25 protein-coding genes are annotated in these 22,913 nt (G+C 37.4%); 13 read left to right on the top strand and 12 right to left on the bottom strand.

The features are described from left to right. Nucleotides 1-249: 249 nt before the first annotated feature. The 8 genes from MUB18_RS15585 to MUB18_RS15550 all read left to right on the top strand — a co-directional run bounded on the left by MUB18_RS15585 (nt 250) and on the right by MUB18_RS15550 (nt 5,831). Entirely contained in the window at nt 250-783 is a 534-nt protein-coding gene (locus MUB18_RS15585) for an RNA polymerase sigma factor (RefSeq protein ID WP_248753752.1), read from the top strand. A 38-nt stretch (nt 784-821) separates the two neighbouring features. After that, nucleotides 822-2,111, top strand: a complete 1,290-nt coding sequence (locus MUB18_RS15580; protein WP_248753751.1) for a FecR domain-containing protein — start codon at nt 822-824, stop codon at nt 2,109-2,111. Then, a complete protein-coding gene (locus tag MUB18_RS15575) occupies nt 2,104-2,436 on the top strand; it encodes a hypothetical protein (RefSeq protein ID WP_045756105.1) in 333 nt (110 codons plus the stop codon). Before MUB18_RS15580 ends, MUB18_RS15575 begins: the two co-directional genes overlap by 8 nt. A 147-nt stretch (nt 2,437-2,583) precedes the next feature. Continuing rightward, on the top strand, nt 2,584-3,024 hold the full coding sequence (locus MUB18_RS15570) for a toxin-antitoxin system YwqK family antitoxin (protein WP_248753750.1): 441 nt from the start codon (nt 2,584-2,586) through the stop codon (nt 3,022-3,024). A 9-nt stretch (nt 3,025-3,033) separates the two neighbouring features. Next, nucleotides 3,034-3,234: an SMI1/KNR4 family protein gene (locus MUB18_RS15565; protein ID WP_248753749.1), complete on the top strand. Its 201-nt coding sequence runs from the start codon at nt 3,034-3,036 to the stop codon at nt 3,232-3,234. A gap of 235 nt (nt 3,235-3,469) precedes the next feature. Then, complete coding sequence (locus MUB18_RS15560; protein ID WP_248753748.1) at nt 3,470-4,120, top strand: transcriptional regulator; 651 nt, start codon at nt 3,470-3,472, stop codon at nt 4,118-4,120. Between the two features lie 467 nt (nt 4,121-4,587). Continuing rightward, on the top strand, nt 4,588-5,085 hold the full coding sequence (locus MUB18_RS15555) for a hypothetical protein (RefSeq protein WP_248753747.1): 498 nt from the start codon (nt 4,588-4,590) through the stop codon (nt 5,083-5,085). A gap of 149 nt (nt 5,086-5,234) precedes the next feature. Further along, nucleotides 5,235-5,831, top strand: coding sequence for a hypothetical protein (locus tag MUB18_RS15550; protein ID WP_248753746.1), 597 nt, complete (start codon nt 5,235-5,237; stop codon nt 5,829-5,831). 129 nt (nt 5,832-5,960) lie between these two features. Here the strand turns inward: MUB18_RS15550 and MUB18_RS15545 are convergent, their stop codons facing one another. Beyond that, complete coding sequence (locus tag MUB18_RS15545; RefSeq protein ID WP_248753745.1) at nt 5,961-6,914, bottom strand: 1-phosphofructokinase family hexose kinase; 954 nt, start codon at nt 6,912-6,914, stop codon at nt 5,961-5,963. A 327-nt stretch (nt 6,915-7,241) separates the two neighbouring features. Between MUB18_RS15545 and MUB18_RS15540 the strand changes: the two genes are divergently transcribed. Continuing rightward, complete coding sequence (locus tag MUB18_RS15540; RefSeq protein ID WP_248753744.1) at nt 7,242-8,243, top strand: hypothetical protein; 1,002 nt, start codon at nt 7,242-7,244, stop codon at nt 8,241-8,243. A 187-nt stretch (nt 8,244-8,430) separates the two neighbouring features. Next, nucleotides 8,431-8,847, top strand: a complete 417-nt coding sequence (locus MUB18_RS15535; RefSeq protein ID WP_248753743.1) for a hypothetical protein — start codon at nt 8,431-8,433, stop codon at nt 8,845-8,847. 514 nt (nt 8,848-9,361) lie between these two features. Here the strand turns inward: MUB18_RS15535 and MUB18_RS15530 are convergent. From MUB18_RS15530 to MUB18_RS15515, 4 genes are read right to left on the bottom strand one after another with little or no spacing between them, the layout of a single operon-like run. After that, nucleotides 9,362-10,954, bottom strand: coding sequence for an MFS transporter (locus MUB18_RS15530; RefSeq protein WP_248753742.1), 1,593 nt, complete (start codon nt 10,952-10,954; stop codon nt 9,362-9,364). Beyond that, complete coding sequence (locus MUB18_RS15525; RefSeq protein ID WP_248753741.1) at nt 10,954-12,003, bottom strand: HlyD family secretion protein; 1,050 nt, start codon at nt 12,001-12,003, stop codon at nt 10,954-10,956. Before MUB18_RS15525 ends, MUB18_RS15530 begins: the two co-directional genes overlap by 1 nt. 7 nt (nt 12,004-12,010) lie before the next feature. Beyond that, nucleotides 12,011-13,345, bottom strand: coding sequence for a TolC family protein (locus MUB18_RS15520; RefSeq protein WP_248753740.1), 1,335 nt, complete (start codon nt 13,343-13,345; stop codon nt 12,011-12,013). A gap of 7 nt (nt 13,346-13,352) precedes the next feature. Further along, nucleotides 13,353-13,589 carry a hypothetical protein gene (locus MUB18_RS15515; RefSeq protein WP_248753739.1) on the bottom strand — a complete coding sequence of 79 codons (237 nt, stop codon included), beginning with the start codon at nt 13,587-13,589 and terminating at the stop codon, nt 13,353-13,355. A gap of 92 nt (nt 13,590-13,681) precedes the next feature. Between MUB18_RS15515 and MUB18_RS15510 the strand changes: the two genes are divergently transcribed. Continuing rightward, complete coding sequence (locus MUB18_RS15510) at nt 13,682-14,470, top strand: AraC family transcriptional regulator (protein ID WP_248753738.1); 789 nt, start codon at nt 13,682-13,684, stop codon at nt 14,468-14,470. On the opposite strand, the gene MUB18_RS15505 is transcribed toward MUB18_RS15510, so the two are convergent. Next, complete coding sequence (locus MUB18_RS15505; protein ID WP_248753737.1) at nt 14,467-15,435, bottom strand: helix-turn-helix transcriptional regulator; 969 nt, start codon at nt 15,433-15,435, stop codon at nt 14,467-14,469. The two genes, MUB18_RS15510 and MUB18_RS15505, sit on opposite strands and share 4 nt — an antisense overlap. Before the next feature lie 87 nt (nt 15,436-15,522). On the opposite strand from MUB18_RS15505, the gene MUB18_RS15500 reads away from it, so the two are divergent. Then, the gene (locus MUB18_RS15500; RefSeq protein ID WP_248753736.1) at nt 15,523-16,695 is read left to right on the top strand and encodes an FAD-dependent monooxygenase; all 1,173 of its coding nucleotides are present in this window, start codon (nt 15,523-15,525) and stop codon (nt 16,693-16,695) included. Between the two features lie 532 nt (nt 16,696-17,227). Here MUB18_RS15500 and MUB18_RS15495 read toward each other — a convergent pair. From MUB18_RS15495 to MUB18_RS15470, 6 genes are all read right to left on the bottom strand, one after another. Further along, complete coding sequence (locus tag MUB18_RS15495; protein WP_248753735.1) at nt 17,228-17,965, bottom strand: metallophosphoesterase; 738 nt, start codon at nt 17,963-17,965, stop codon at nt 17,228-17,230. A gap of 3 nt (nt 17,966-17,968) precedes the next feature. Then, complete coding sequence (locus MUB18_RS15490; protein WP_248753734.1) at nt 17,969-18,712, bottom strand: nucleotidyltransferase; 744 nt, start codon at nt 18,710-18,712, stop codon at nt 17,969-17,971. A 179-nt stretch (nt 18,713-18,891) separates the two neighbouring features. Continuing rightward, on the bottom strand, nt 18,892-19,281 hold the full coding sequence (locus MUB18_RS15485; protein WP_248753733.1) for a RidA family protein: 390 nt from the start codon (nt 19,279-19,281) through the stop codon (nt 18,892-18,894). 83 nt (nt 19,282-19,364) lie between these two features. Beyond that, a complete protein-coding gene (locus tag MUB18_RS15480; RefSeq protein WP_248753732.1) occupies nt 19,365-19,934 on the bottom strand; it encodes a Crp/Fnr family transcriptional regulator in 570 nt (189 codons plus the stop codon). Nucleotides 19,935-20,208: 274 nt separating this feature from the next. After that, nucleotides 20,209-21,072, bottom strand: coding sequence for an OmpA family protein (locus tag MUB18_RS15475; protein ID WP_248753731.1), 864 nt, complete (start codon nt 21,070-21,072; stop codon nt 20,209-20,211). Nucleotides 21,073-21,439: 367 nt separating this feature from the next. Next, nucleotides 21,440-22,210 (bottom strand): class I SAM-dependent methyltransferase, encoded by a 771-nt coding sequence (locus MUB18_RS15470; RefSeq protein ID WP_248753730.1) that lies wholly within the window; start codon nt 22,208-22,210, stop codon nt 21,440-21,442. A gap of 179 nt (nt 22,211-22,389) precedes the next feature. On the opposite strand from MUB18_RS15470, the gene MUB18_RS15465 reads away from it, so the two are divergent. Beyond that, the gene (locus tag MUB18_RS15465; protein ID WP_248753729.1) at nt 22,390-22,830 is read left to right on the top strand and encodes a GNAT family N-acetyltransferase; all 441 of its coding nucleotides are present in this window, start codon (nt 22,390-22,392) and stop codon (nt 22,828-22,830) included. Nucleotides 22,831-22,913 lie beyond the last annotated feature (83 nt).

The raw sequence follows: 22,913 nt of genomic DNA, 5'->3' as shown, positions 1-22,913 counted from the left end.
AGTTCAATTCCATGTCGCCAAATCATTGCAACTAATTATTAATCAGTTATTTGTATTTGTTTATTTAATAATGGTGTTGTATCTTTGTTTTACCCGTTTATAAATTTATTGTCTTCTATATATAACTATCCCAACTATGGGAAATGTACTGCCTGCATTTTCATTTAATTTTTAATTAATTGATTGTCAGTGCTATAATTTCACTTTTTTAGTTAAGGATCGTTGAAGAATGGACATAAAACCTAAGGCATGGAAAATGAAGCATTTAAAATATTAATGGATGATCCGGACAGGGGACTTCGGTTTATCATTGATAAACATGGCCCTCAGTTGCTGAAGCAGATAACCCGTTGCATACAGAATGATGATGAACTCGTTAAAGATGTTTTTCAGCTTACACTGATCGCAATATGGACGGATCATAAAAAGATAGGAGAATTGGAAGATCCTTTTGCATGGATAATGGCTATTGCCCGAAATACGGCACTTAGTACGCTTCGTTCCGAAAGAATACGTCTAAAAGAACCGATTGAAGATCATGAAGACCTACGCAGTTCTGAACAGGCAGATACGGATCTGGTCTATAAAGAGACACTCGATGAGCTGCTGTTTCATGCCAGAAGGCTTACACCACGGGAAGAAGAGATTTTTATAGCCTCTAAAGTGGAAGGAATGGATAATAAGGAATTGGAAAATGTCCATAACCTCACGCCTCAACACGTCAGGAACTTGATTAGTTCTGCAAATAGGAAGATCAGGAAGCTACTAAAGCGCTGGTCGTAACAGTTAATGGAGTTATTCATACAATAGAACAATACACAATGGAACACACAGATATCAATATAAAAGAGTTAATCAAACAGCAGTTATTGGAACAGTTAACTGTGGAGGAAGAGAAGTTGTTGGAGGGTGAGAAGATACGGTATACCGAAGATGGATATGAACGTATGGTTATAGAGGTGTTGCGGGGACTGGGCGGACAATTGCCCAAAGGTATTCTGCAGGATTGGCAACCAGATGTTGATGCGATCATCGAAAAAGCGAAAGCCTTAAAAGCCGAAAAAGAAAAAGTGGTTAAAGTACAAAAGGAAGAAATAATTTATTTGGCTGTTGCTGTGGCTGCCCTTTTATTTTTTGGACTCGCTACGCTAATTTATTTTGCTTTAAGGCAGGAGGTTACGTATGTCCTTCCAGCTGGAAACAACAGTCTGCACTTTGCTAATGATGGAGATATTCCTTCTGAGGAGTCCTCCTGTATGCTTCTTGTGGGTAAATCGACATGGATTAAAGTTTACCCTGATCATGTCGGCAGAATCAAGCAGGTAGGGGATTTATTGATCAGCAGGACCAAAGAGGGGGTGTTGAAAATTGAGAGAAGAGCTGGGAATCATGAAGCGCCAACAATCCCAAATCTGGAGATCTACACGGAGGCGAGACAACAATGTGTACTGGAGACTGAAGATGGTACGCGTATCAGGATGAATGCACAGACCTGGGTGCGTTACCCGATACAGAAAAGGGACATAGCTTACATTGATTTGATAGGTGAGGCTTATGTTTCAACCAGTGATAAACCCTTTATTGTCGGGACTGTGAAAGGTAAAGTGACTTCGACCTCGAGTGACTTTGTGATTAAATCGGTAAAAGAATCAACCAAGATCGTACTTAATAATGGAAAGTTGAATTTATACGCGTATAGTCTTAAGAAAAGTAAAAGACTGCATAGCCCTCGCGATCTTGGGGTCCTGATGGCCGACTGGTTGGATAAATCCAGTGTGCCTAAAGACACGCTTTTCCGTATGGAGGATATGAATTTTGAAATGGCAAAAATGTGGACCCGTAAAGTCCGCACCTACGAAAATATTCCATTGCGTGCTTTTGTTGAAGAAATGAGCCGCTGGGAAGGATTTACAATTAAGCGATGGGACTGTCTTCCGAAGAATAAGTTAATCACAACATCTGTACATTATCAGAGTGCTAAAGAAGAGGTTTACAGTGCTATCAAAGATGTAGGTGTGCTTTTATACGAAGAAAGAGGAATGCTCAGTTTCTGCCCAGAAGATAAAAAGAATAAGATAGCAATGACTGAAAGGAGGAAACATCATGAGTAGTTATAAAAAGTTTGTGGACAGTGTGTTTTACAGTATCGAGATCAATGACGTGGTCGAGAGACGAAAATGCCGAGCAACTGGGAAAGTAAGATTCAACGGTGTTGCTGAAGCGACCTTCTTTATTCATTGGCTTAAATGGAGGATTCGGAAATGGCTAGAAAAACCTGTGCGGAGGAAGCATCGAAATAAAGGTTTCGGTGCTAAAACTGCAACTCCGCGATATGTGTACCACTGTGAATTCTGTGAGGGATATCATATTACCAAAGAGCATCCATACGACTACCAACTTAAAAAGGAAAAGTATCATCGGAAGTATTTCGGATAGTTATAGTCAAAAGAAACGAATAATAGGTATTGATATAATTTGACGATTAACTTTTTCTAAAAATATGTTAATTTTAAAGTTGGTAAGGAAAAAATGGGATACGATTAAAATTAATAGTAGGGAGTATTGGATTATTAAAAATAAAAGATGTCTAAAGAAAATTTAAATAGCCCATTTAAAATTATAATCTCGAACGGAATCACCTATAGAGAGGATGATCCCAATACCCCGTATTCTGGAGTTTACTACTGGTTGACTGATGATGGCTCTGCTGTAACATCAGTTTATGAAGATGGTTTTCATGTCAGTCAGTTGATTACGGACAATGGTCTGACTAGAAGTAAAACGCTATTTAGAAAAGATCACAGCAAAGAGATAACTATCTACGATGATAATGGAGATATTTCCATTAGAAATCAGATCGTGGATGGAAAATTGGAGGGCATGACAGAGATTTACACAGATGGAGTATTATTGATGACTGCTGAATTTAAAAAAGGAAGAAAAAATGGGGAGTGCATTGTGTACCACGCTGATGGGTCTATTGATAAGCGGGAGTATTATCTCAATAATGTTAAACAAGATTAGAAACACAAGATGACAGAAAGTGAATTGAAATATATTTGGAGTGTACCAAAATATTTATCGTATGTTCATCCTGAACTTACTCCTGAAATTCTGGAGCAAGCGCAGAAGCAAATTGGTTATAATCTTCCTGAGAAATTAGTAGAAATTGTAAAAATTCAGAATGGGGATATGTTAGATACAAACTTGCAGAGACTCTTCACGAACAGATAACGGGGATCGGGCCTTATTTTCTTTCATTGACTGATTTTGATAGGACACTAAGCTAGTGGACAGTGGTCTGTAAAAAGGCGAGGGTGCAGGGTAATTCAATGTTAAAGCGTACGCATGCGACACCAATACCTTACGAATCGTAAATGATGACCTTCAAATATGAATTGGTCATAGGTTGCCACTGATAAAACGTGTAATTTACGGGAGTTTTGAGTATTGCTAAATGAATATAATCATGATGAGAAAATATCTTTGTATAATGCTTCTTTTTATCGCTGCAGTGGATGGTCTGCGTGCGCAAACGGTGACCAGTAAATTGCTCCCAACCAAATTAAAAGCAAGTTTTGAACGTGTAAAACAGGCTATCCCAGATATGGATGGCTGGTATATTGATCAGGATATGGAGATTAAAGCCCTGGCCCATACAGATAGTACGGCGATCTTTGAAATCCAGGAGAAAGGTTTAAGTACTGAAATTCTTGTTGATAACGAAAAAGAATATAATAAGTTGGTCGCGGCGGCAGCAAAAGATGTTTCTAAACCAAGTATTTATATGCTCTATAATTACAAGTTAAAAGGCAAAAAAACGCAGTTTGTGCCGATAAAAAAAAGCTTCTTATTTCCTGAATATGGGTTTATCTGGACACTGGCCATAAAAAAAATAGCAGAAAACGAAACTGAACTTTCATTTTCATATAAGTCGCTGACCCCAACATTTGCCAATAAAATAGAGCAGGAATTTAAAGGCGATACCTATTATAGCAACAAAATTCTAAAAATTTCGGTCGATGATAGGCGGATACGTCAACGGATCAACGATATTTTGATCAATAAAATGCATGTCGACAGGGATTATCCGGCGCCATCATATCCAATGCGTAATTAGGTTTTATACTTGGTGCCAGGTTATCATCATTGAAATCTGATCCAGTTCAGATATTTCTACGGCGTAAATACCAGACTCCATGAAAATTGATGCAAGCCCTGCCAAAGGAGATTCCATCGACATACATATATTCCTTTGGATCGAGACCTTTCATAGCAGGATGTGCGCTTGCTTTGGCATAATCGGGCATACAATCTAGACTATAGATCAGATTGGTTAATCTTGCGGCATACAGAGGTTTGGGATTTTTAGCATTATATTTAAGTGACTTAGTGCATATATATGAAGAGAAAGTCTGCTTAGTTTTTGCCCAGAAGATGGTCGTAATCGGGTAGCTGTGATCGAAAGGAACAAGTTAGAGGAGCAAATGCAGCAACATTGGCTGAAAGAAAATAATGGCAAGCCCTATTCGATAAATGCGGATTTTATTAAATTATCTGTTATCTTGACGTGTAATCGAAAATCATATGATTAAAAAATATCTTGGGAACTGTTTTATTTTGATTTTACCGATACTGATCTGGAATATCCTATTGACGGATCATTTGCCAAAAACATATCAGCCTGAAGTATTTTCAAAAGATATTCCTTCTTCCATCATGTATGGGGAACAGATTTCCAGAATCATGATTTTTCTGTTGGCATTTTTGATGCCTCTCCATATCTCTAGAAGCAACAAAGGCCAAAGGCTTGGTCTCTACATCTACATCGTAGGCGTGCTGCTCTATTTTGCATCATGGATCATGTTGATTGGCTTGCCCAATAGTGCATGGAGCAACAGCATGGTCGGTTTTTCTGCCCCTGCCATTACTCCTGCATTATGGTTAGCGGGAATCGGCCTGATCGGAAATTCGTTTTATTTTAATTTACCATTCAGACGTTGGCCATTTATGTTCATATCGGCTATCTTTTTGTTTTTTCATATCAGTCATACCATAGGGGTGTACGACAACATTCACTCCTGATCCTTCCATGATCGGGTAGGATAGGTGAAACTAATTTTTTGCCAAATGACAAATATTTCTATTTTTGTTGATCCCAATTGGATTTTTAATGATTGACATCATTAATCCAGCACGAAAGGTAGAATTGAAAATTTTTAGAGATGATGTATATGAAAAAAATATTCAGTATGGCCGTACTTGTACTGCTTACGCAGTTGAGTTTCGCTCAATATTTTAAGCTCACGGACAAGGGTTTTGTATCCAATGAGAATCATGATTTTGCGGTAGTAGAAGTACCCAACGTCAAACAAATGGATGTGTACAAAAACGTACTCAATGCCATTAATTCGCTGTACAGCAATCCTCAAAAAGGCCTCAGTGTGCTGGAAGGTGAAAGCATCACGCTAACGGCATATGAAGAAAAAGCGCTTCCTGTGAGGCATGGCGGTGGGGGTCTGGGTAAATCAAATTATCAATATGACCTGTCGTATACCTTGTCCTTTCTTTTTAAAGATGGTAAAATCCGGATGAACAGCCCTACTTTTGAACTGAGAAGATGGTATGAACGTACTTCCAAAAATGGGAGCAATTGGGGTCGTAGTGGTTGGAGAATGCTCAATCTGGTGGAAGATAAGAAGAATAGCACCGCAATATATGACCAAAATGGTAAATTGATTTTAGAGGATGCCGCCAATGGATTGAACACTCACCTGAATGCTCTCTTAAAACAGATCATAGATAAATCGAATACGATCAACAATTGGTAAAAATGAGTTTAATATAGCTAGCATAAAAAACAGCGTCTTCGATAGGAAGGCGCTGTTTTTTTATGGTATAGCATCGGTCTACTAGCATGGTTGAGTGATAGAAGAAATCATCTCCATCATAACGGTTGATTATTGACCATTGCCCTGATGCTGTTGAGGAAGATGTTGATATAGATGATCTACGTCTTCCTTCAAAAAGAGCCCTGTTCCTTCTGCCATCGTGGTCGCTGTACCACAAGCAATGCCCATACGCAATAGCTCTTCCTCATTTCCCTCATTGACCAAAACAGAAACCATACCTGCGACCATACTATCTCCTGCTCCGACAGTACTCCTGACTTGTACAGGGGGAGCAGACTGTTGTATCTTTCCTTTTTTAGAATACAGTACAGCACCTTTAGCACCTAAAGAAACAACTATGATTTCCGCTTTACCGTTTTGTATCAAATGATTAGCGGCTTCATCCATGGTGGCTTCTGTCAGTTCGCTTTTTTCTGAAAGAGCTGCTAACTCTCCAATATTCGGCTTCACAAGAAATACACCCTCGTTCACAGCTATTTCCAATGCTTCACCCGAGGTGTCTATAATGACTTTACTGTTTTTGCGCTTACAGATCTGAATCATGTCCTTTAAAAATTCAGGCTTAACTTGTTCCGGTAAGCTACCGCTTATAATGGTAATGTCTGGAAAAGTATTGATGCTTTCAATCGTCCTTAACATATTGATTTGTTCTTCTTCAGATATGGACAATCCTGGAAAACCGAACCTGAATTGCTTGTTATTTAAAGCCTCTACTACAATAAAGTTTTCTCTGGTTTCATTTCCAACCGGAAAAGGAAAAATATCAAGTTCCTCTTTTTGTAAAAGCTCTTCAAGAAGTTTCCCTGTCCTGCCTCCCGATGTAAAAATGGTATCTGCCGCTATCCCTAATCTTTTTAATGCTCTCGATACATTAATACCTCCTCCACCGGGCTCATATTTTGGAGCTTCACAACGTAGTTTCTTTTCGGGTATAACCTCTTTAACTGTACTGCTTTTATCAATGCAGGGGTTTAATGTTATGGTTAGGACTGATTTTGACATTTTATATATATTTAGCTTTTGGCGAATCATAAAGTTGCCGTAGGGATTTTGAGGACTGTCATGTAATAGAAATTCCTATATTCAAATATAGTTAAAAAGTTCAATAGATTTCCTTCAGCACCTGTTTTGCTAAACGCCTGTTGTGCGTTCGCCCTTATTTTCGGCCGTGTTGTAGTCATATTCGTATTGCGGTGTTGTGGGATTGAGGCATTAGGTAGGATGCACCAATCAAGTTCAATACATGGCTTTCGCTTAGTAAATTTTCTTCTTAACCATTTGTATTTTATAGTTCAAATGATCATTTTTGAAGCATTATAAAAGCTAAAAATGAAAAAAATACTAGCCATTGCTTTTGTTAGCACTTTACTCGTGCAGGTACATGCACAAAAAAGAGTACGGGACTTCTCACTTGCTCCACCGACGGGCACTGTTGAAACAAGTCTTTACCAACATATCGATGTTATTGACGGACGGGACTTCAAGGAAAATCTAGGGATCATTCAAGTCGGCGCGCTCAATGCCAAAGCACAGGTGATACCAGAAATACCCCTTGAAAAGCAAATCCAGCAACAGTTTGGTCTTTTGGTACAGGGGAGGACAGGAGATGGAACGCTCGTTCTTCTCATCAAAAAATTTGCGGTGGCAGAGCTTACAGGTGCTTTTTCGGAATCGGGATTTTTTGATTTTAGAGCCGAACTATTTGTGAAAAACCCACTCAATTCTTATCAAAAATTAGCCAGCATTGACACCTCACATGTCAACAAGGGCATGGATGTAACGAAGGGTCTGCTCAGACATGCCAGCTGGATTGTTACCGATTTTTTGAAAGATAATTTAAATAAACTGCCGAGCGATACGACGCGATATAATATCGCTCAAATTAGTGATTTTGAAAATATGGAGAAAGCGAAAACACCGCTTTACCAGAATGCTGTATTAAAGGATGGGATATATACCGATTATAGGCATTTTAAAAATCAGATGCCGGATGGAGAGGCCACTCTTAAGGATCAGGATGCTGCCAAAGGTTTTTATACCTTGGATGCTAAAGGTAAATTGAAACGCATTAAGGCAAACTCCTGCTATGCTGTTGTCGTCAATGGAATGGCCTATATCTCGAGTGAAAATAATTTTTATCCGCTTTTCAGGGAAGGTCATGATTTCTTTTTTCAGGGACCTAGCAGGGCAACAGCCTCTGCCACAAATGTGGTTGCGGCATCCGTGATGTTCGGAGCATTAGGTGCAGTTTTAGCATCAAATAACGTGGAATATTACTTAACTAAGATTGATTTCTATAACGGTAGCTTTATCAAAATATCAAAATTGTAAGGTCAATAGCAAAAAGTTAGGGATAAGTGTATCTTGATTGACGGTGATGATTTTAATGAATGAAAGACTAATTTCTTCAACTCATTGGATTTGGTTATATTATTGGTTATGAAAGCCGATGATTTAGCGCTATAGAAGTCTTTAGCTATCGGAGTTTTAAACCATACATATTTGCTATCTTGTTAAAATGAAGAAATTGATTATCGCTACGATTATGGTATTTGTATTATTCTCATGCCAGAATAGTAATACAACAGTAGAAAATAAAAAAGTAACGAAAGCTAAGGAGGATGCACCTTATTTTAAACCAGGTTACCGTTATGTGCAGCAGATACCTGATAGCTTACAAACACCGGAGCAGCAAGCATTATTAAAAAAGCTTGCGATTGTTACTTATGAAAATCTTGCCGTAAAAGGTAACAAAATGGTGTTTAATTTAAGTGAAAAAGAGTTTGTTGCTAAAGGAATTCCTGTTGAATATTATGAACTAATTCAAAAAGATCTGGTCAATAATAATAAATTTATCAAAGAAAGTAATATTACGAATATAGATTCTATCCTAAACGAATCTAATAAGCAGATCAGAGATTCACTGGGGTTGTAGTAGTTCAGCGCACGATGATATATTCATATTATTCCCGAAAAGGCCGTTTTCAATTATGTAAATGGCTTTTTTTGGAAATAAGCTGTTGCTAAACAGGGAAATACAAAATAGCCAACTGATCGACATTCAGAAAACTGTCAAGAAGATTTTTATTTTAAAGTTTTCAGTAAAAAGCTTTTTCGGTTGAATACTAAGCTTTTATAGGGATAATCAAAGAATTCAGGTAACGATTTGGTAATGGTGCTTATTGCTTTGCTGTTCTACACCTTTCCGTTAGCTCATAACAAATAAACAAAAATTATTATGCCTATATTTTATTAAACAAAAAATGGAAAAGTTTAGGCGTCTGCCTTATTGCTGAAATACTCTCGCTCTGTTTTGGATACTCCTGTACTAAAATATTTCTTGTCGTTGCAAACTCCCTCGATTACTTATTTAAAGTCGTCTGCATCACTACCGATAAGCAAATAACCGTTAAAACCAATTTTCAAAAGAGATATTACAGCATCCTGCTTTAATAAGGTATATTACCTTTTATTAATCTCAAAACAACTTTTTGAATTTGAGGTAATAAGAGTAAAATAACAATTACGAAAATCACACCTGTTAACATCCAATCGTAATAATCTCTGGTAGCACGAGCCAATATTTGATGACCTACCATTTGATTAAAATAGCCTGAGGATACTGCTTTTGAAGTATAGATATCGTTACCGGCATTCATATATTGATTTTGAATATCCAGTAAGGTAGCGGGTAATTGAGGGTTGGTTTCCGTAATTGCTTCCCGAATCTTTTCGCGAACTCCTGATTTTGCAAATAATTGAAGTTCGTTATTCAGTGCCAGACTAGCTGTAAACCCTGTAAACCTAGCCAATATGCCCACAAGCGATGCATTGATAGCAATTGCTGGCGGTGCTGATGAAGCTGTAAACGAAACAATAGGAACAAATAAGACTCCTGTTGCCACACCATAAATAAACATAGGTAGAATGAAATCAATTGTTTCGCCCTGCACAGAAACAAATAGTATCATATAAGCATAATAAATCGCCATCATTCCAAAGCCAACAATAATCATCCTGATCAGGTTATAACCCATCAAGACAAATCTGGACGTAACGAACATACTCCCTGTAGTTCCAAAAATTACAGCCGTCCATATCGGAATGGTGCTCAGTGGGTCATTTCCTAAAATCACTTCTAGGTAGCCGTAGGCAAGTCCAGTGCTTCCTTTAAAAATATAAAATGTAAAAAGCAGGAATAACCCAACAACAAAATTCTTAGTCTTGAAAATCTGTAAGTTGATTAACGGTCGTTTAAGCTTTAATTCTCTAATGATGAAAAGTGAAAGAATAATTAGATTGACCACGCTTAGAGTAGTGATTAATGAACTACCCAACCATCCCAATTGTCGCCCGTATACAAGTATGTATCCTAAGATTAAGATAAAAGACACATAAAACAGATAGCCTATCCAATCCACCTGATAAAGTGGAATCTTCTTGGTAAACCGGGCTTTACTGTTCATCGTAAGCAAAACAGTAATTGTTAGCATGATGAGTATGACAATAAATCCGTAGAATAGCCAGTTAAAATCAAAAAAATGAATGACTACGCTGGTAAAAATAGAATAAAAAGGAACGGCAATCTGTATGCTGCCATACAGTAGACTAAAAGCAATCACACGGGCACGTACAGACTGTAATCTTGGAAAAATAAGTTGTAAGACGATTCCTGACATCAATGCACAGGTAATTCCTTGAAAAAACTGGCAAATAACAAACCAAGTCCAATCTTTGAAATGAAAACAGATCACGGAACATATTGCATTTACGGCAAGAGCAACCAGTAAATATTTTCTAGGTGCAAAATATTTTACAATCCGAAAATCAAGTGCTAAGAAAGCTACGGTAGAGCCATAAATAACGACCATGCCATATTGCACATCGGCAGGTTGTACACCGTAAAAGCCCATTGTTGCAATCGGACTGCTGTAAAAAGCGAAGCTAAATAGACAGGTCATCAGGATGGCAAATATGACGGATCTCGCCACCCATTCAGATACCCAGGATTTAAAGATTGGTATTTTATGTGCTTGCATCATTAATCTTTTAAAACATAAACGTTGGCATTCATTCCGGCAGAGAGTTTTACTAATTTTTCAGGCGTATCGGTCAGTTTAATTCTTACAGGAATTCGTTGGATGGTTTTGACAAAATTACCTGTAGCATTATCTGGTGGAAGTAGGGAATAACGTGAACCTGTGGTTGGCGAGTGTGATTCGATGATACCCTTGAATTTTTGATTCGGGAAAGCATCAACTTCTATGGATACCGCTTGCCCGATTTTGAAGTTGCCAATCTGTGTTTCTTTAAAGTTTGCAATTACCCATTTTTCCTCGGCTTTGTTCACCAAAAAAGCCAATGTTTGCCCAGCTTGTATCAGTTGACCTTCCTGAATGGTCTTTTTACCAATTTGTCCATCAAAAGGTGCAGTGATAACCGTATATCGAATGTCCAATTCCTGTCTTTGAACAAGTGTTTCTTTAATTTTTATCTCTGCCTGTACAGCATGATGTTGCGCTCTAAAAACATTCAGTTTAGATTCTGCTACTTGTAAAGAAGCTTTAGCCTGATCATAATCTGACTGTGCAATGGATAAAGAAGCACTGATGTTATCGAATTTCTGTTGTGTGGTAGATTCATCTGCTAGTAAATTTTTATAACGGTCAAATTCTTTTTGCTGTTGGCTCAATCTCGCTTTCGCTCCTGCCAATTGTGCTTTTATAACCTCAATACTTTTAAGTTGTGTTTCTTCGTTTGCGGTCAAGATGGGTAATTTGGCTTGTGAACTCATGAGTTCTGCTGATGCAGCATCTTTTTTCAGTCCATACTCGTCCAATTCAATGACCACAAGTGTATCACCTTTTTTAAGCAACTGATTGTCCTTGTAATATATTTTGCTGATATAGCCACCCACTTTTGCATTTATCGGTGAGAGATAAGCATCCACCTGAGCATCATTAGTCTGTTCATAGCGATATCTCTTTAAGAAATAGGTAGCTCCCCAAATAATAATTCCTACGAATAATGCAATTCCCAACCATTTGGTGAGGCTTACAATAATTTTATCTGTTTTATTTTTGTTCATCATATTTGTATTAAAGAATTCCTATGATTGCCAATAGTCTAATATGGGTTATGTTGACGTTTGTTTGTGCTGTTGTTAGATTGAATTTCGCTTCCAATAACGCATTTTCAGCTTCCAAAAGGTCGGTCAGTAGCGATTCCTGATTTAAATAGCTACTTCTGATAACACGGACAGTTTCGGTAGTTTTAATTATATTTTGTTCTGCCATTTCCACGCTCTCCAAAGCCTGCTGTTGCTGTAAATAAGCTTCTTTTACCTGAAGAGAGATTTCATCCTTCTTTATTTCTGCTTTTTCTTTAGCCTGATTGCTGACAACTTTGGCACGGGCAATGGTATGTTTGCTTTTGTACAAATTATCAATCGAATACTGTACTTTAATTCCTGTCTGACCAAATCCCCACAAGTCATTTGAATACGGATAAAAGGAAATCTGTGGATAGTTGTAATTATAGTTAGCGTACAAAGAAACTTTGGGCAATAGCATAGCTTTCACTTGTTTTACATTCAATTCGCTCCATTTGATGTCACTAGTGACTATTTTGTATTCTGGTGATTTGTTGAAAGCAATGTCTACATAGTCATTGTAGTCACCGTCTGTGATAGCGTTTAATTTAATTATATCTTCGTGTTTTATTGCTAATTCAGTATCATTTTCGCGCCCCATCAGTACATTAAGCCGTTGTTTAGCGATTTCAATCTTCTTTGTAACGTCGGAAAGATTAAGTTCCAGTTGAGATAATTTCACGGAGGTTCTCAGTACATCACTCTTTAGTACGGTACCGTTTCTATGCAGACTTTCTATCAATCTCAATTGCTTTTTTTCTGCTTCAATCTCTGCATTCAGAAAATCATAGAAATGCAAAAATTTGTATAAATCAAAATAAGCAACTGCGACATTATATTTTACACGATGCTTTTGCAGATCAACTTCATATTGTTTTCGTGTCTCTTCTTCCTTTTTTATGGCGATGTTTCTTTTGTCTTTACCACCATTATAAAGATTAAAGTTTAAGTTGTAGCCTACTCCGTACCCATAGCCTTTTACAGGCACATCCTGTGGAGAAGAGAATAATCCATTGTCATAAATCAGAAATTTGGAATTGAGTTTTACATCTCCACTTAACGAAAGCTCTGGTAACAAACGGTCTTTAGATTCCAATATTTCTATTTTACTTTGCTGATGATTTAGGTCAGATAGTTTCAGTTGTCGATTATTCATTTCTGCAACTTTCCATATTTCTTCCAAACTTAAAGGTTTGACTTTTTCTGTATACTGAGCATAAATACACTGAGTAGATAACAGTAACAGCATGCTCAAAATCCGGGTAGTTTTATATCGTTTCATGAGCTTTCTATTTATAAATGATGGTATCTTTCTTTGCTAACCATTGCTTTAGCATCTTTTTCAACTCTTCAAAAGCAAAGCTTAAATCGACCATTGGCATAAAGGGGCTGGAATAAGTACAAGACAGCCAGTAAATGTTGGCTTTATCAATTTCTTCATTTGTACGAGGTAATTTATGTTTAGATTTTTTGACTTGTGTTTCAAGTTCAAAATCTTTGTCGGGTTTTATGATTTTGCGTTTCATTATGATTCTGGTACTATTAATACTGCAAAATTATTCAACATACCTAGCTTCATTTTTATATAATTAGCCTAATATTTGCTATATTTGGCCATATGGATATACTTAGTCAATTAATAAGTAGTGTGGATCAAAATCCCGATTCAATCCTCGTGATGAGACAACAAACGGAGCAGCGTTTACCTGCTCATCAGCACGATAAGGCTCAGTTATTATTGGTATATGGTGGAATTGCTTACTTACAAACAGACGAAAAAGATTTGTATATTCCAGCTAATCATTATATCTGGATACCAAAAAATTATCCGCACAACCTGATGTTTAATACACAGGATTTGTACATTATCAATATTTACTTTCCAAACAAAAAAGCGGATAGTTTTTATGATGAATTGGGTATTTACCCTGTGAGTAAGCTTGTGGCAGAAATGCTCTCCTTTAGCGAGAAATGGAAAGGTGATTATTTTAAAGGTTCATGGGAATTTGAATTTTTATTAACGTTTAAAGGAGTATTATCAAAGGAAAATCTCAAAAAATTCTCCATTCAACTTCCTACAACGGACGATCAAAGGCTTAATGCAATAATCGACAGCTTTAGAAATCGATTAAATGAAAGTCTAAGTTTAGATAATATTGCTCAGCAATCGGGAATGAGTGTGAGAAGTTTGACCAGATTATTCCAAACGAAATTGCACATCACTTTCGTTCAATACTTAAAAATGCTTCGTATTATCAGAGCGATGGAATTGATTAAAGATACAAATTTGAATATGACGGAGATAGCCTATGAAATTGGATATTCGAATATATCGGCATTTAGCAATAATTTTCATCAACTGACCAATATGAGACCTACGGAATTTAAGGAAATGGCAGGTGACTAATGTTTATTCATATTATTCTGCGTCCATTTCTTCGGTGTGGATCCAAAATGTCTCTCAAATAATCTGCCGAAATAACTTAAATTGCTAAAACCTAGCTGGTAACCGACTTCAGAAACAGAGAGATGTTCTTCACGTAAAAGCCTTGCCGCTTCTTGCATACGCAAATGCTGATAATAAGGATACATGCCTTTACCAAATACTTGCGTGAAAAGTTTCCGGAGTTTAATGACATTCATACCGCTTAACTTCACTAACTCTTCGTGGAGAAACGGTTTGTCTATCGAAGCTGCGATTTTATCCCGTACGTTGTAAACCGATTCCAGTTCATATTTTGACAGATTCTGATGCGTAACATTTGCTCTTCTTGATAGGTTTTTAAACAAATAAAATAGTAGTTCAAGTGATTTTAGCCTATAGTAAGTATCTGATAGCGTATCCGGTATTTTTGTAATCGAAATCTCATTGGCCACTTCTGCTATTTCCGGAGACATGAATTCCTCAATCCAAAGCGTTTTCTCTTTATTAAAAAGATAATCGAATTTTATATGGTCTTTTCCGATAAAGCTTTTTAAATAATCAAGACTTATAATGATGGTTACCTGCTGAATATTTATATCTTTTGGAAAGCTCACCTCACTTTCTACATGCAGCGGGATAATGCGAACGTGGGGCTGTGTTTGTAGTAATGCTTGTTTGTCTTTGGCAGATCTGTTTAATGGCGAATTGATCATGTTTTGGAACGAAATGGATATTCCGCTCTCAAAAGCTGTTATCGGTTGTCGCCGAATAGAAAATGTTTCCTTAGCCACCACGGAGCGTACCATAACCAACATTTCGGGCATTAAATCTATGATTTTAAGCTCATTGACATATAGCATATCCAGTTCAGGTTGGGATGTTGTAAGCGAAACTCCTAAACGCTCCACCCAATAGTACATCTCTTGTTTTTTTATATGATCATCCATCTTATCAGACTATTTTTGTTTCTTACTGAGCTATTTTAGCATTAAAAGTATAAATAAATTTGCAATATCAATTTAAAAATATAAGAAATGAAAAAACACATTTTAATATCCGGGGCAGGGATTGCAGGTTTAACAGCAGCTAATTTTTTGGCAAAAGAAGGTCATAACGTTACTGTAATTGACAGGTCACCTTCATTCAGTAAAGCGGGATTTCTTATCTCCCTGAAGAGTTTTGGTGTAAAAATTATGGACGAATTGGGACTAACTGAAAATCTACAAGCTGAATCATCACCCTCTGAAACGGTTCATTTTGTAGAAACTAATGAGGAAATCATTCAGAGCATTGATTATGATAAAATGCATACAAATATTGAACGTTCCGTTCTAATAAGCCGAGGTGGATTACATCACGTTCTGTATGATTCGGTCAAAAATGATGTAAATGTGCTTTTTGACACAACGATTTCACAACTAGAAGAAAAATCAGATTTCACAAAAGTTATACTCTCAGACGGAAATTCGATACATGTTGATTTAGTAATTGTCTCGGAAGGATTGCGTTCTTCAACAAGAGAACGGTATTTTACCAATTACCAATTAGAAGATTTCAATACGCTTTATGTAGGAGGAAAATTAAAACAAAACCACGAAAAACAAGTTGGTGTATTTAAGGTCTATATAGATGTGAACAGATCACTACATATCTACCCTATAGCAGAGGACGAAATAGCCATTCAGTGTTATATCCGTAACTCCGAAGACCTTGGCTTTATCAAAGATCATGCTTCATCGATTCTTAAAGATTCTTTTGGTGATTATAATCCGGAAGTAAAGCAATTACTGCAAGATCTTCTGGACGATGGCTTTTTTTTCATGGACAAAATGGGCATGGTAAATGCTCCAAACCTGCATAATGGTCGTTTGGTTTTGTTGGGAGACGCAGGTTTTTGTCCGACTGCTTTATCAGGAATGGGAGCTTCCCTGTCTATTTATGGGGCAAAGGCATTAGCACACTATATTGCGGAATATCCGGGTGACATCCTAACCGCCTGTGATAACTATAACAAATTGATGCAGCCTATTGTAGAAAAATTTCAGACCAATGCAAAGAATAATGCAGCATCTTTTCTGCCCAGGAGCGAAGCTGAATTGGAGAAATTTGTTAATGGATTCCGGGCTGCTAATGATAAAGCTATTCAAAAAATAATGACAGAACCAATTGTACTTACAAAAGATCAGGAAAATTTTATACTCAACTAAAGAAGCAATGATATACTTTCAACAGGATGTAGAATAATAGGATTGCCCAGTTTTTTTATCTAAGAATAAATTTCCTAATTTATTGGAGTTCTATTTTGACAAGCTTTATTCGGATTATTACATCCTACGACTGAATATAAAATGAAATATATGTGTAAGGAAGAATAGTTGATTTACAATTTTCTCCCTTTCTTCTTTTTCTTCATCCGTTTTGCAAATTGTTCTTCGTCGTAATCTTGTCCTTGTGCATCGGGTAATAGGCTAAGCAATCCTAAATCAGAATTTTTCGAATAATCCTGTGGGATAAAGTTTTAGTAACCGTATTTTTGCCAAACCTCGCTTTTTACTGCTTTTTACCTCATTACCAAAAAATCATAAAACGGCTGTGAAGCCTTTATTTACAACCGTTTTAACTGTTTCTAATCTTTGATGTATTTTTACTGAAAATTTATTTTAAAAATAGCCACAAACTCCAGATGAATTGGCCAGCACGATATGTGCTGGCCTAGTACCTGTTTTGATCAGGAATATATTATACCTCGACGAGCAGATAGGACTGCCCATCTCGCTCTCGTTTTAATACTGGAAGAGCGACATTGTATACCGGAATCTCACTTGTCGTGTGACCGCTGAGCGTACCGCCATGTGCATGTCCATGAAAGGCAATAGACACCTGCCTTCTGGTCAAGGGTTCTGCCAGATGTGAGGAACCTAGAAAAGGAAACAATTGCTCGGGTTCACCGACTACGGTATCTTTGATCGGTGCATAATGCAGCAATACCGCTTTGGGTAAATGGGGGTAATCCTGTTCCAGGCGGGTCAGTGCACGGTCAAGCTGCAAAGATTCATTGACAGCTTCATGATCAAACTCTTTCATCATATCTTCCCCGAAAATAGACAGCATATATTGATCAAATCCTCCTCCAAATCCTTTTACTCCTGCAAAAGCAACATCTGCTAACACAATGGATTCGCCATCTAAGATCGTCATATGATGATCGGTCAATATCTGCTTAATGATCTTTTGTCGACCTTTTTCGTAATCATGATTGCCCAATACACCAACCACCGGGATGCGAAGTGCCTTTAACTCTTCACCGAGTACAACAGCTTCTTCTTCATCACCCGTATCGGTCAGATCACCGCATATCGCCAGTACATCGGCGGTTTCATTTAATTCTTCAAAGATATCGCGCAACTTGCCTTTGTCTGAAATCCGAATATGGATATCCGCCATGGCGGCAATTTTTGTTTTTTTTCTTTCTTCCATCAATTATATAGTCGTTATGGTATATGATTTATAATTCCATTCTTTGACATCGACTTCATATTGGGTCTGGTCGATGAGCGGTCCTCTGCATACTTTTTCTACAGGAGATGGGAGGTCATATTGCTCTGCAGCTCTTTTCATCAATTCGTCGAACAACCATTGCGGGATGATCTCCCGATAGTCGGCAGGATACACAAATTGAAAAATAAGTAACTGCGCCAGCAGCAGATGCCAATGGGGATCTAAGCGTTTTAAAAAAAATTCCCAATCCACACTTTTTCCATATTTAAGCAAAATATGGTTGATGTCTGCACTGTCGTGGCGCTCTCTGTTTTGTACATAAATTTTGCACCAAATGAGTTCTTCTACAGGAATAAACTGGACGGGTAGGTCAGCAAAATGACCACTGGGAGCACGTTCATACCAACTGTCATCCACGGTGCAGATATTGTTGACCGTATCGAATATAATATCGATAAAATAATCTCCATGAAATACTTTTGCAAGCCACCTCACATCCGTTAACTCTGTCTGATAGCCTTTTTCAGCAAAGTGCTTCAGTATTTTAGGGTATTCACTGCTCTTGCAGAAGATATCCAAATCTTTGGTGTCCCGAAAGATGCCTGTATAGTGGAACATGGCAAATGCTCCGCCCAACATAAATTGACAATCGCATTCTTGCAACAGCAGTATGGCATCCTTATAAAAATCTCCCGATTCTTTTTTTTCTTTATCCGTTGTGAGCATAATTTATCGTTCAATACTAAAGTTCGTCTTGATATAACAATTCCATAGACGTATTAGTTTGGTTAAGCCCGGTATTCGGTTTTTCCATCTGTTTCTGGAAAATTTGGAATAAAATGTTTTTTTGCTTTGTACACATCGTCATCTGCTACTGGTGTGCGATGTAGATCTTTAGTGATAAATTATTTAACGACTGTAGCTTCCATCTCAACTTGAAGGGTTTCAAACAGTTTTGGTACTTCCAGTACGGTACTGGTCTGCTGAATTTTGTGCTGACTGATCCATGCTTGGAAAACATCAAAATTTTTAAATAATGCTTCAGAATCTGTGGTATAAATATTCAACCTAACGATATTCGAGAGATCGAAGTCAGCCTGCTGTATTACTTTTTCAAGATTTTTTAAGGTCATTTCCAATTGGGTGCGCATATTTTCAGCACTGGAGATTCCATTTTCGTCAATTGCGGTCTGTCCTGATACATACAGTGTACTTTCAACATGCTTCACTTCAACAGCCTGTACATAACTTCGGGCATCTTGCCAAGTCCAAGGGTTAATGATCTTTTTTTCCATTTTATTGTTTTATTAAAGTATGGTACAAAGATCATGATGTACATGTAGAAGACGGTGTGACAAATATCACTTTTTCAAAAGCATTATAAAATACGGCTTAATGTTTCTCTGGATACACCTAGATAGGATGCCAACATGGATTTTGGGATACGTTGAACCAGTGCGGGATGGTTGGTGATCATGTGCTCATATCTTTGCTTCGCACTAGAAGTCAGGAAGGATAAAATACGTTGTTGCGAACCTATATGACCCGCAATAGATTTTTTAAGAAAAAAATGTTCCATTTTTTGAATGGTAGCACATAGCTTCTCAAAATGATCTAAGGTGAGGCACAGCATTTTGGTGTTTTCAATACATTTTAACGCGAATGTTGATCTGCTCTTGGAATAAAAGGCAACGAAATCTGTTTCCCACCAGTCCTCCATGGCAAAAGAAATAAGATGTTGCTTGGCATCCCGATCGCTGTAGCTCAGCACGACTAATCCTGATAGTACGAAATAGACATGCTTAACGGGTTGACCTTCTTCAAAGATCAGCTCATTTTTCTTGAATTCTTGAAAGGTGAAATGTTCATATATCCACGAAAACTCATCATCAGTAAGGCTGATTATTTTTTCAATATGCGTCCTCAATCTATCTTTTATATCATTCATTTAAGAGGCTAAAATTTAAAGTCAGTTGCAAGTTATGCATCGTATGCCAAGTTATAAAATGATGGCGCTGTTTTTTACGGGAATTTTTCTAAATCGCTGCTCGATCAACAGACATTTGATGTAGGAAACAGTAAATGCCTGTAAACAAGAAAAAGCTAATCCTTCGATTAGCTTTTTCTTTTGAAATCCTGCTGCTAGGAGTACATCAATTCCAGAACGGGTGGATAGAGTGCAGTTCCATAACAACTATGAAGTACTGTCTGCCATCTCTTATTTAGTCCAGACTTGTTTCTGGTGCTTTACCAATAAGCTCCATAAACTGATCTAACTTAGGCGTAATGATGATTTGAGTCCTTCTATTTTTTGCTTTTCCAGCTTCATTATCATTTGGAGCGACTGTATTATATTCGCCACGTCCTGCTGCGGTTAAACGTTTTGGATCTACTCCATAGGTGTTTTGCAATGCCATCACCACTGAAGAAGCTCTTAACGTACTTAAATCCCAGTTATTGCGGATATTAGGCATGCTGATCGGCACATTATCCGTGTTACCTTCTATGAGTACATCGTAACTGTTATAATCGGTGATAATCTTAGCAATCTTGGCTAATGTTTCACCTGCTTTGTCTGAGATCTCATAGCTTCCAGATTTATAGAGCATATTATCAGCAAGTGATATATAGACAACTCCTTTTAATACTTGAATATCCACATCTCTGATTTCTTCTCTGCTTAGAGAACGGGTCAGGTTGTTGGTCAAAACTAAATTGAGTGAATCACTTTTGTTTTTACTATTGACAAGCTGTTGAATGTATTTGTTGGACGAATTGATTTCATCCACAAGCTTTGAAATATTCACATTTCCTTGATTGCTGGAATTGAGACAGTTGTTCAAGGCCGTTTGTAAAGCGGCAACATTTGCTTTTTCAGAAGCAATTTGTTCATCCAGACTCTTAATTCTGATTTTAGAGCCATTTAAATCACTCTCAGTTGTCTGTAAGCGACTATTGAGTTCTTGATTACTTTGTTGTAGTTGCGTGTAACTTGCTTGTAGTGCAGCAAATTTTTTATTACTCGTACAACTTGATCCTAAAGTGGCTAACGCTAGGACAGCGTAAATAAATAATGGATGTTTCATAGATATAAAATTACAAGTTAATTCTCGATACACAGCTATAAGAAGTAAAAAAAGTAGCTTCTTTTTCTATCTTATCGATGGCCAGACCGTATGCAAAACACCAAACTGTTAGCCGTCCAGACGTACAATCTGATGTTTATACATCATATCATGATAAACGAAGAAAACTGTTTGTTATTTTAAAAAAGACAAAGGTTTTCCGTAAAAGTTTTATCCGAAGACTTCTTTGCTATTAAAATGCCGGTATCTTGAATGAAAAAATAGATCAGCTCTGGAGCTTAAGGAAAAAATATCTGGACTGAAAAAATATCATCAACGCTATTTAACCTATGTATTTATGCTGTTGTTGATGGTCAATCCTTGCAAACTAAGGCTTTTTGCCGATGAATATAGGCTGATAATAACCAGACTGTTGAGGCATTAGCCAGCTTATTTGTACAAAGCCTGCGATGTCAAAGATGTTCGTTAAATCAGTTCTCCGATATGCCCGATACTTGGTTTTGCGGAGATTCGTTTCAAATTGATCGTCTTTGCCTTTTAATGTAAAATGGTTGACGATATAAACATCTTGTTTTATCCAGTCCCATACCTGAAATGAAATGGTTCTTTTTCCTTCTTCGTTTTTTACGGTAGGCGGTGTGCTTACTGGTTTATTTTCGAGTATTTTATAGTAATCTCGTATACTGCCTATAAAAAGACTGCCTGATTTCATTTTTGTTAATATGCTTTTAGCCGCTAACAGCATATCGTGTTCATCTAATAAATGGGGCAGGGCATTGTCGCAAGCTATGACAACATCAAATACACCTGTTACCTGTTGCTCCAATGATCTAAAATCTGCTACAGCATAAGGTATGGGCAGTCCTCTTTGATCTGATTCTAATTTTGCTCGATCAATGGCTTTTGGGCTCAGATCTGTGCCCCATACTTGATAGCCAAGAGCAGCAAGTCCTATTGCTTGTGTGCCAATACCGCAGGCGCAGTCCAGGATAGTTGACGCGTCTGCTGCGGCATACGTCTTGATGATCTGTTGGAGCGTTGACGCCTGTTTGCTCATGGCCTCGTTCCAGTTATCAAAAATTAAATGATAATCGTCTGCTAATTCATCATAGAATTGTATGTTGAGATCTTTTTCCATCTGCGACTACGTGTTCTTTATTTTAAATGTAGCATATTAGTTTCAATATTAGGCGTCGATCTGGAGTTTTAATCTAAGCGAACTATAATTTTAATTCGTTGCTATTTAATTTTGTTCGTAAATTTGTGATAGCCAGTTATTCAAAAATTATCCATTCCCCATATTACCGAGTTACTACCATGATGTTAAGAGAAGCTAGAGTGGGCGATATCCCACAAATTCAAATCGTAAGAAATGCGGTGAAGGAAAACACCCTGTCCAATCCGGATCTGGTCACCGATCAGGACTGTGCAGATTTTATAAGCCAAAGAGGAAAGGGCTGGATCTGTGAAATGGAACACCAGATTGTTGGTTTTTCTATTGTTGATCTGGTAGACCATAATGTATGGGCTTTATTTGTACATCCAGACTTTGATAAACGTGGTATCGGGAAACAATTGCATGATATCATGCTCGATTGGTATTTTAATCAAACGCAACAATCGGTCTGGTTGGGGACTGCACCAGGTACAAGGGCAGAAGCATTTTACAGAAGAGCGGGATGGAAAGAGATTGGCCTACACGGTAAAGGGGAGATCAAGTTTGAAATGACCTTCGAAAAATGGAAACCATTGCCTTGATCTAAGCTTTAGCTCATGGGGAATAGGGTATGCCTGATCGTAAAGAAATGAATCATCAAACTGTTATCTACGGAGCAGTTCGG

Source organism: Sphingobacterium sp. PCS056, from assembly GCF_023273895.1.
In the GTDB taxonomy this organism is placed as follows: Bacteria; Bacteroidota; Bacteroidia; order Sphingobacteriales; family Sphingobacteriaceae; genus Sphingobacterium.
The sequence above is the reverse complement of the archived record's forward strand: the minus strand, read 5'-3'. Positions and strand labels throughout refer to the sequence as shown.

Excerpts from the sequence above, each read along its gene's own strand:
- MUB18_RS15585 (WP_248753752.1), top strand. The coding sequence starts at position 250 with ATGGAAAATGAAGCATTTAAAATATTAATGGATGATCCGGACAGGGGA.
- MUB18_RS15540 (WP_248753744.1), top strand. The coding sequence starts at position 7,242 with ATGAAAAAAATACTAGCCATTGCTTTTGTTAGCACTTTACTCGTGCAG.
- MUB18_RS15565 (WP_248753749.1), top strand. The coding sequence starts at position 3,034 with ATGACAGAAAGTGAATTGAAATATATTTGGAGTGTACCAAAATATTTA.
- MUB18_RS15515 (WP_248753739.1), bottom strand. The coding sequence starts at position 13,589 with ATGAAACGCAAAATCATAAAACCCGACAAAGATTTTGAACTTGAAACA.
- MUB18_RS15550 (WP_248753746.1), top strand. The coding sequence starts at position 5,235 with ATGAAAAAAATATTCAGTATGGCCGTACTTGTACTGCTTACGCAGTTG.
- MUB18_RS15560 (WP_248753748.1), top strand. The coding sequence starts at position 3,470 with ATGATGAGAAAATATCTTTGTATAATGCTTCTTTTTATCGCTGCAGTG.
- MUB18_RS15575 (WP_045756105.1), top strand. The coding sequence starts at position 2,104 with ATGAGTAGTTATAAAAAGTTTGTGGACAGTGTGTTTTACAGTATCGAG.
- MUB18_RS15480 (WP_248753732.1), bottom strand. The coding sequence starts at position 19,934 with ATGAATGATATAAAAGATAGATTGAGGACGCATATTGAAAAAATAATC.
- MUB18_RS15535 (WP_248753743.1), top strand. The coding sequence starts at position 8,431 with ATGAAGAAATTGATTATCGCTACGATTATGGTATTTGTATTATTCTCA.
- MUB18_RS15485 (WP_248753733.1), bottom strand. The coding sequence starts at position 19,281 with ATGGAAAAAAAGATCATTAACCCTTGGACTTGGCAAGATGCCCGAAGT.
- MUB18_RS15525 (WP_248753741.1), bottom strand. The coding sequence starts at position 12,003 with ATGATGAACAAAAATAAAACAGATAAAATTATTGTAAGCCTCACCAAA.
- MUB18_RS15570 (WP_248753750.1), top strand. The coding sequence starts at position 2,584 with ATGTCTAAAGAAAATTTAAATAGCCCATTTAAAATTATAATCTCGAAC.
- MUB18_RS15495 (WP_248753735.1), bottom strand. The coding sequence starts at position 17,965 with ATGGAAGAAAGAAAAAAAACAAAAATTGCCGCCATGGCGGATATCCAT.
- MUB18_RS15545 (WP_248753745.1), bottom strand. The coding sequence starts at position 6,914 with ATGTCAAAATCAGTCCTAACCATAACATTAAACCCCTGCATTGATAAA.
- MUB18_RS15490 (WP_248753734.1), bottom strand. The coding sequence starts at position 18,712 with ATGCTCACAACGGATAAAGAAAAAAAAGAATCGGGAGATTTTTATAAG.
- MUB18_RS15500 (WP_248753736.1), top strand. The coding sequence starts at position 15,523 with ATGAAAAAACACATTTTAATATCCGGGGCAGGGATTGCAGGTTTAACA.
- MUB18_RS15520 (WP_248753740.1), bottom strand. The coding sequence starts at position 13,345 with ATGAAACGATATAAAACTACCCGGATTTTGAGCATGCTGTTACTGTTA.
- MUB18_RS15470 (WP_248753730.1), bottom strand. The coding sequence starts at position 22,210 with ATGGAAAAAGATCTCAACATACAATTCTATGATGAATTAGCAGACGAT.
- MUB18_RS15555 (WP_248753747.1), top strand. The coding sequence starts at position 4,588 with ATGATTAAAAAATATCTTGGGAACTGTTTTATTTTGATTTTACCGATA.
- MUB18_RS15530 (WP_248753742.1), bottom strand. The coding sequence starts at position 10,954 with ATGATGCAAGCACATAAAATACCAATCTTTAAATCCTGGGTATCTGAA.
- MUB18_RS15475 (WP_248753731.1), bottom strand. The coding sequence starts at position 21,072 with ATGAAACATCCATTATTTATTTACGCTGTCCTAGCGTTAGCCACTTTA.
- MUB18_RS15580 (WP_248753751.1), top strand. The coding sequence starts at position 822 with ATGGAACACACAGATATCAATATAAAAGAGTTAATCAAACAGCAGTTA.
- MUB18_RS15505 (WP_248753737.1), bottom strand. The coding sequence starts at position 15,435 with ATGGATGATCATATAAAAAAACAAGAGATGTACTATTGGGTGGAGCGT.
- MUB18_RS15510 (WP_248753738.1), top strand. The coding sequence starts at position 13,682 with ATGGATATACTTAGTCAATTAATAAGTAGTGTGGATCAAAATCCCGAT.
- MUB18_RS15465 (WP_248753729.1), top strand. The coding sequence starts at position 22,390 with ATGATGTTAAGAGAAGCTAGAGTGGGCGATATCCCACAAATTCAAATC.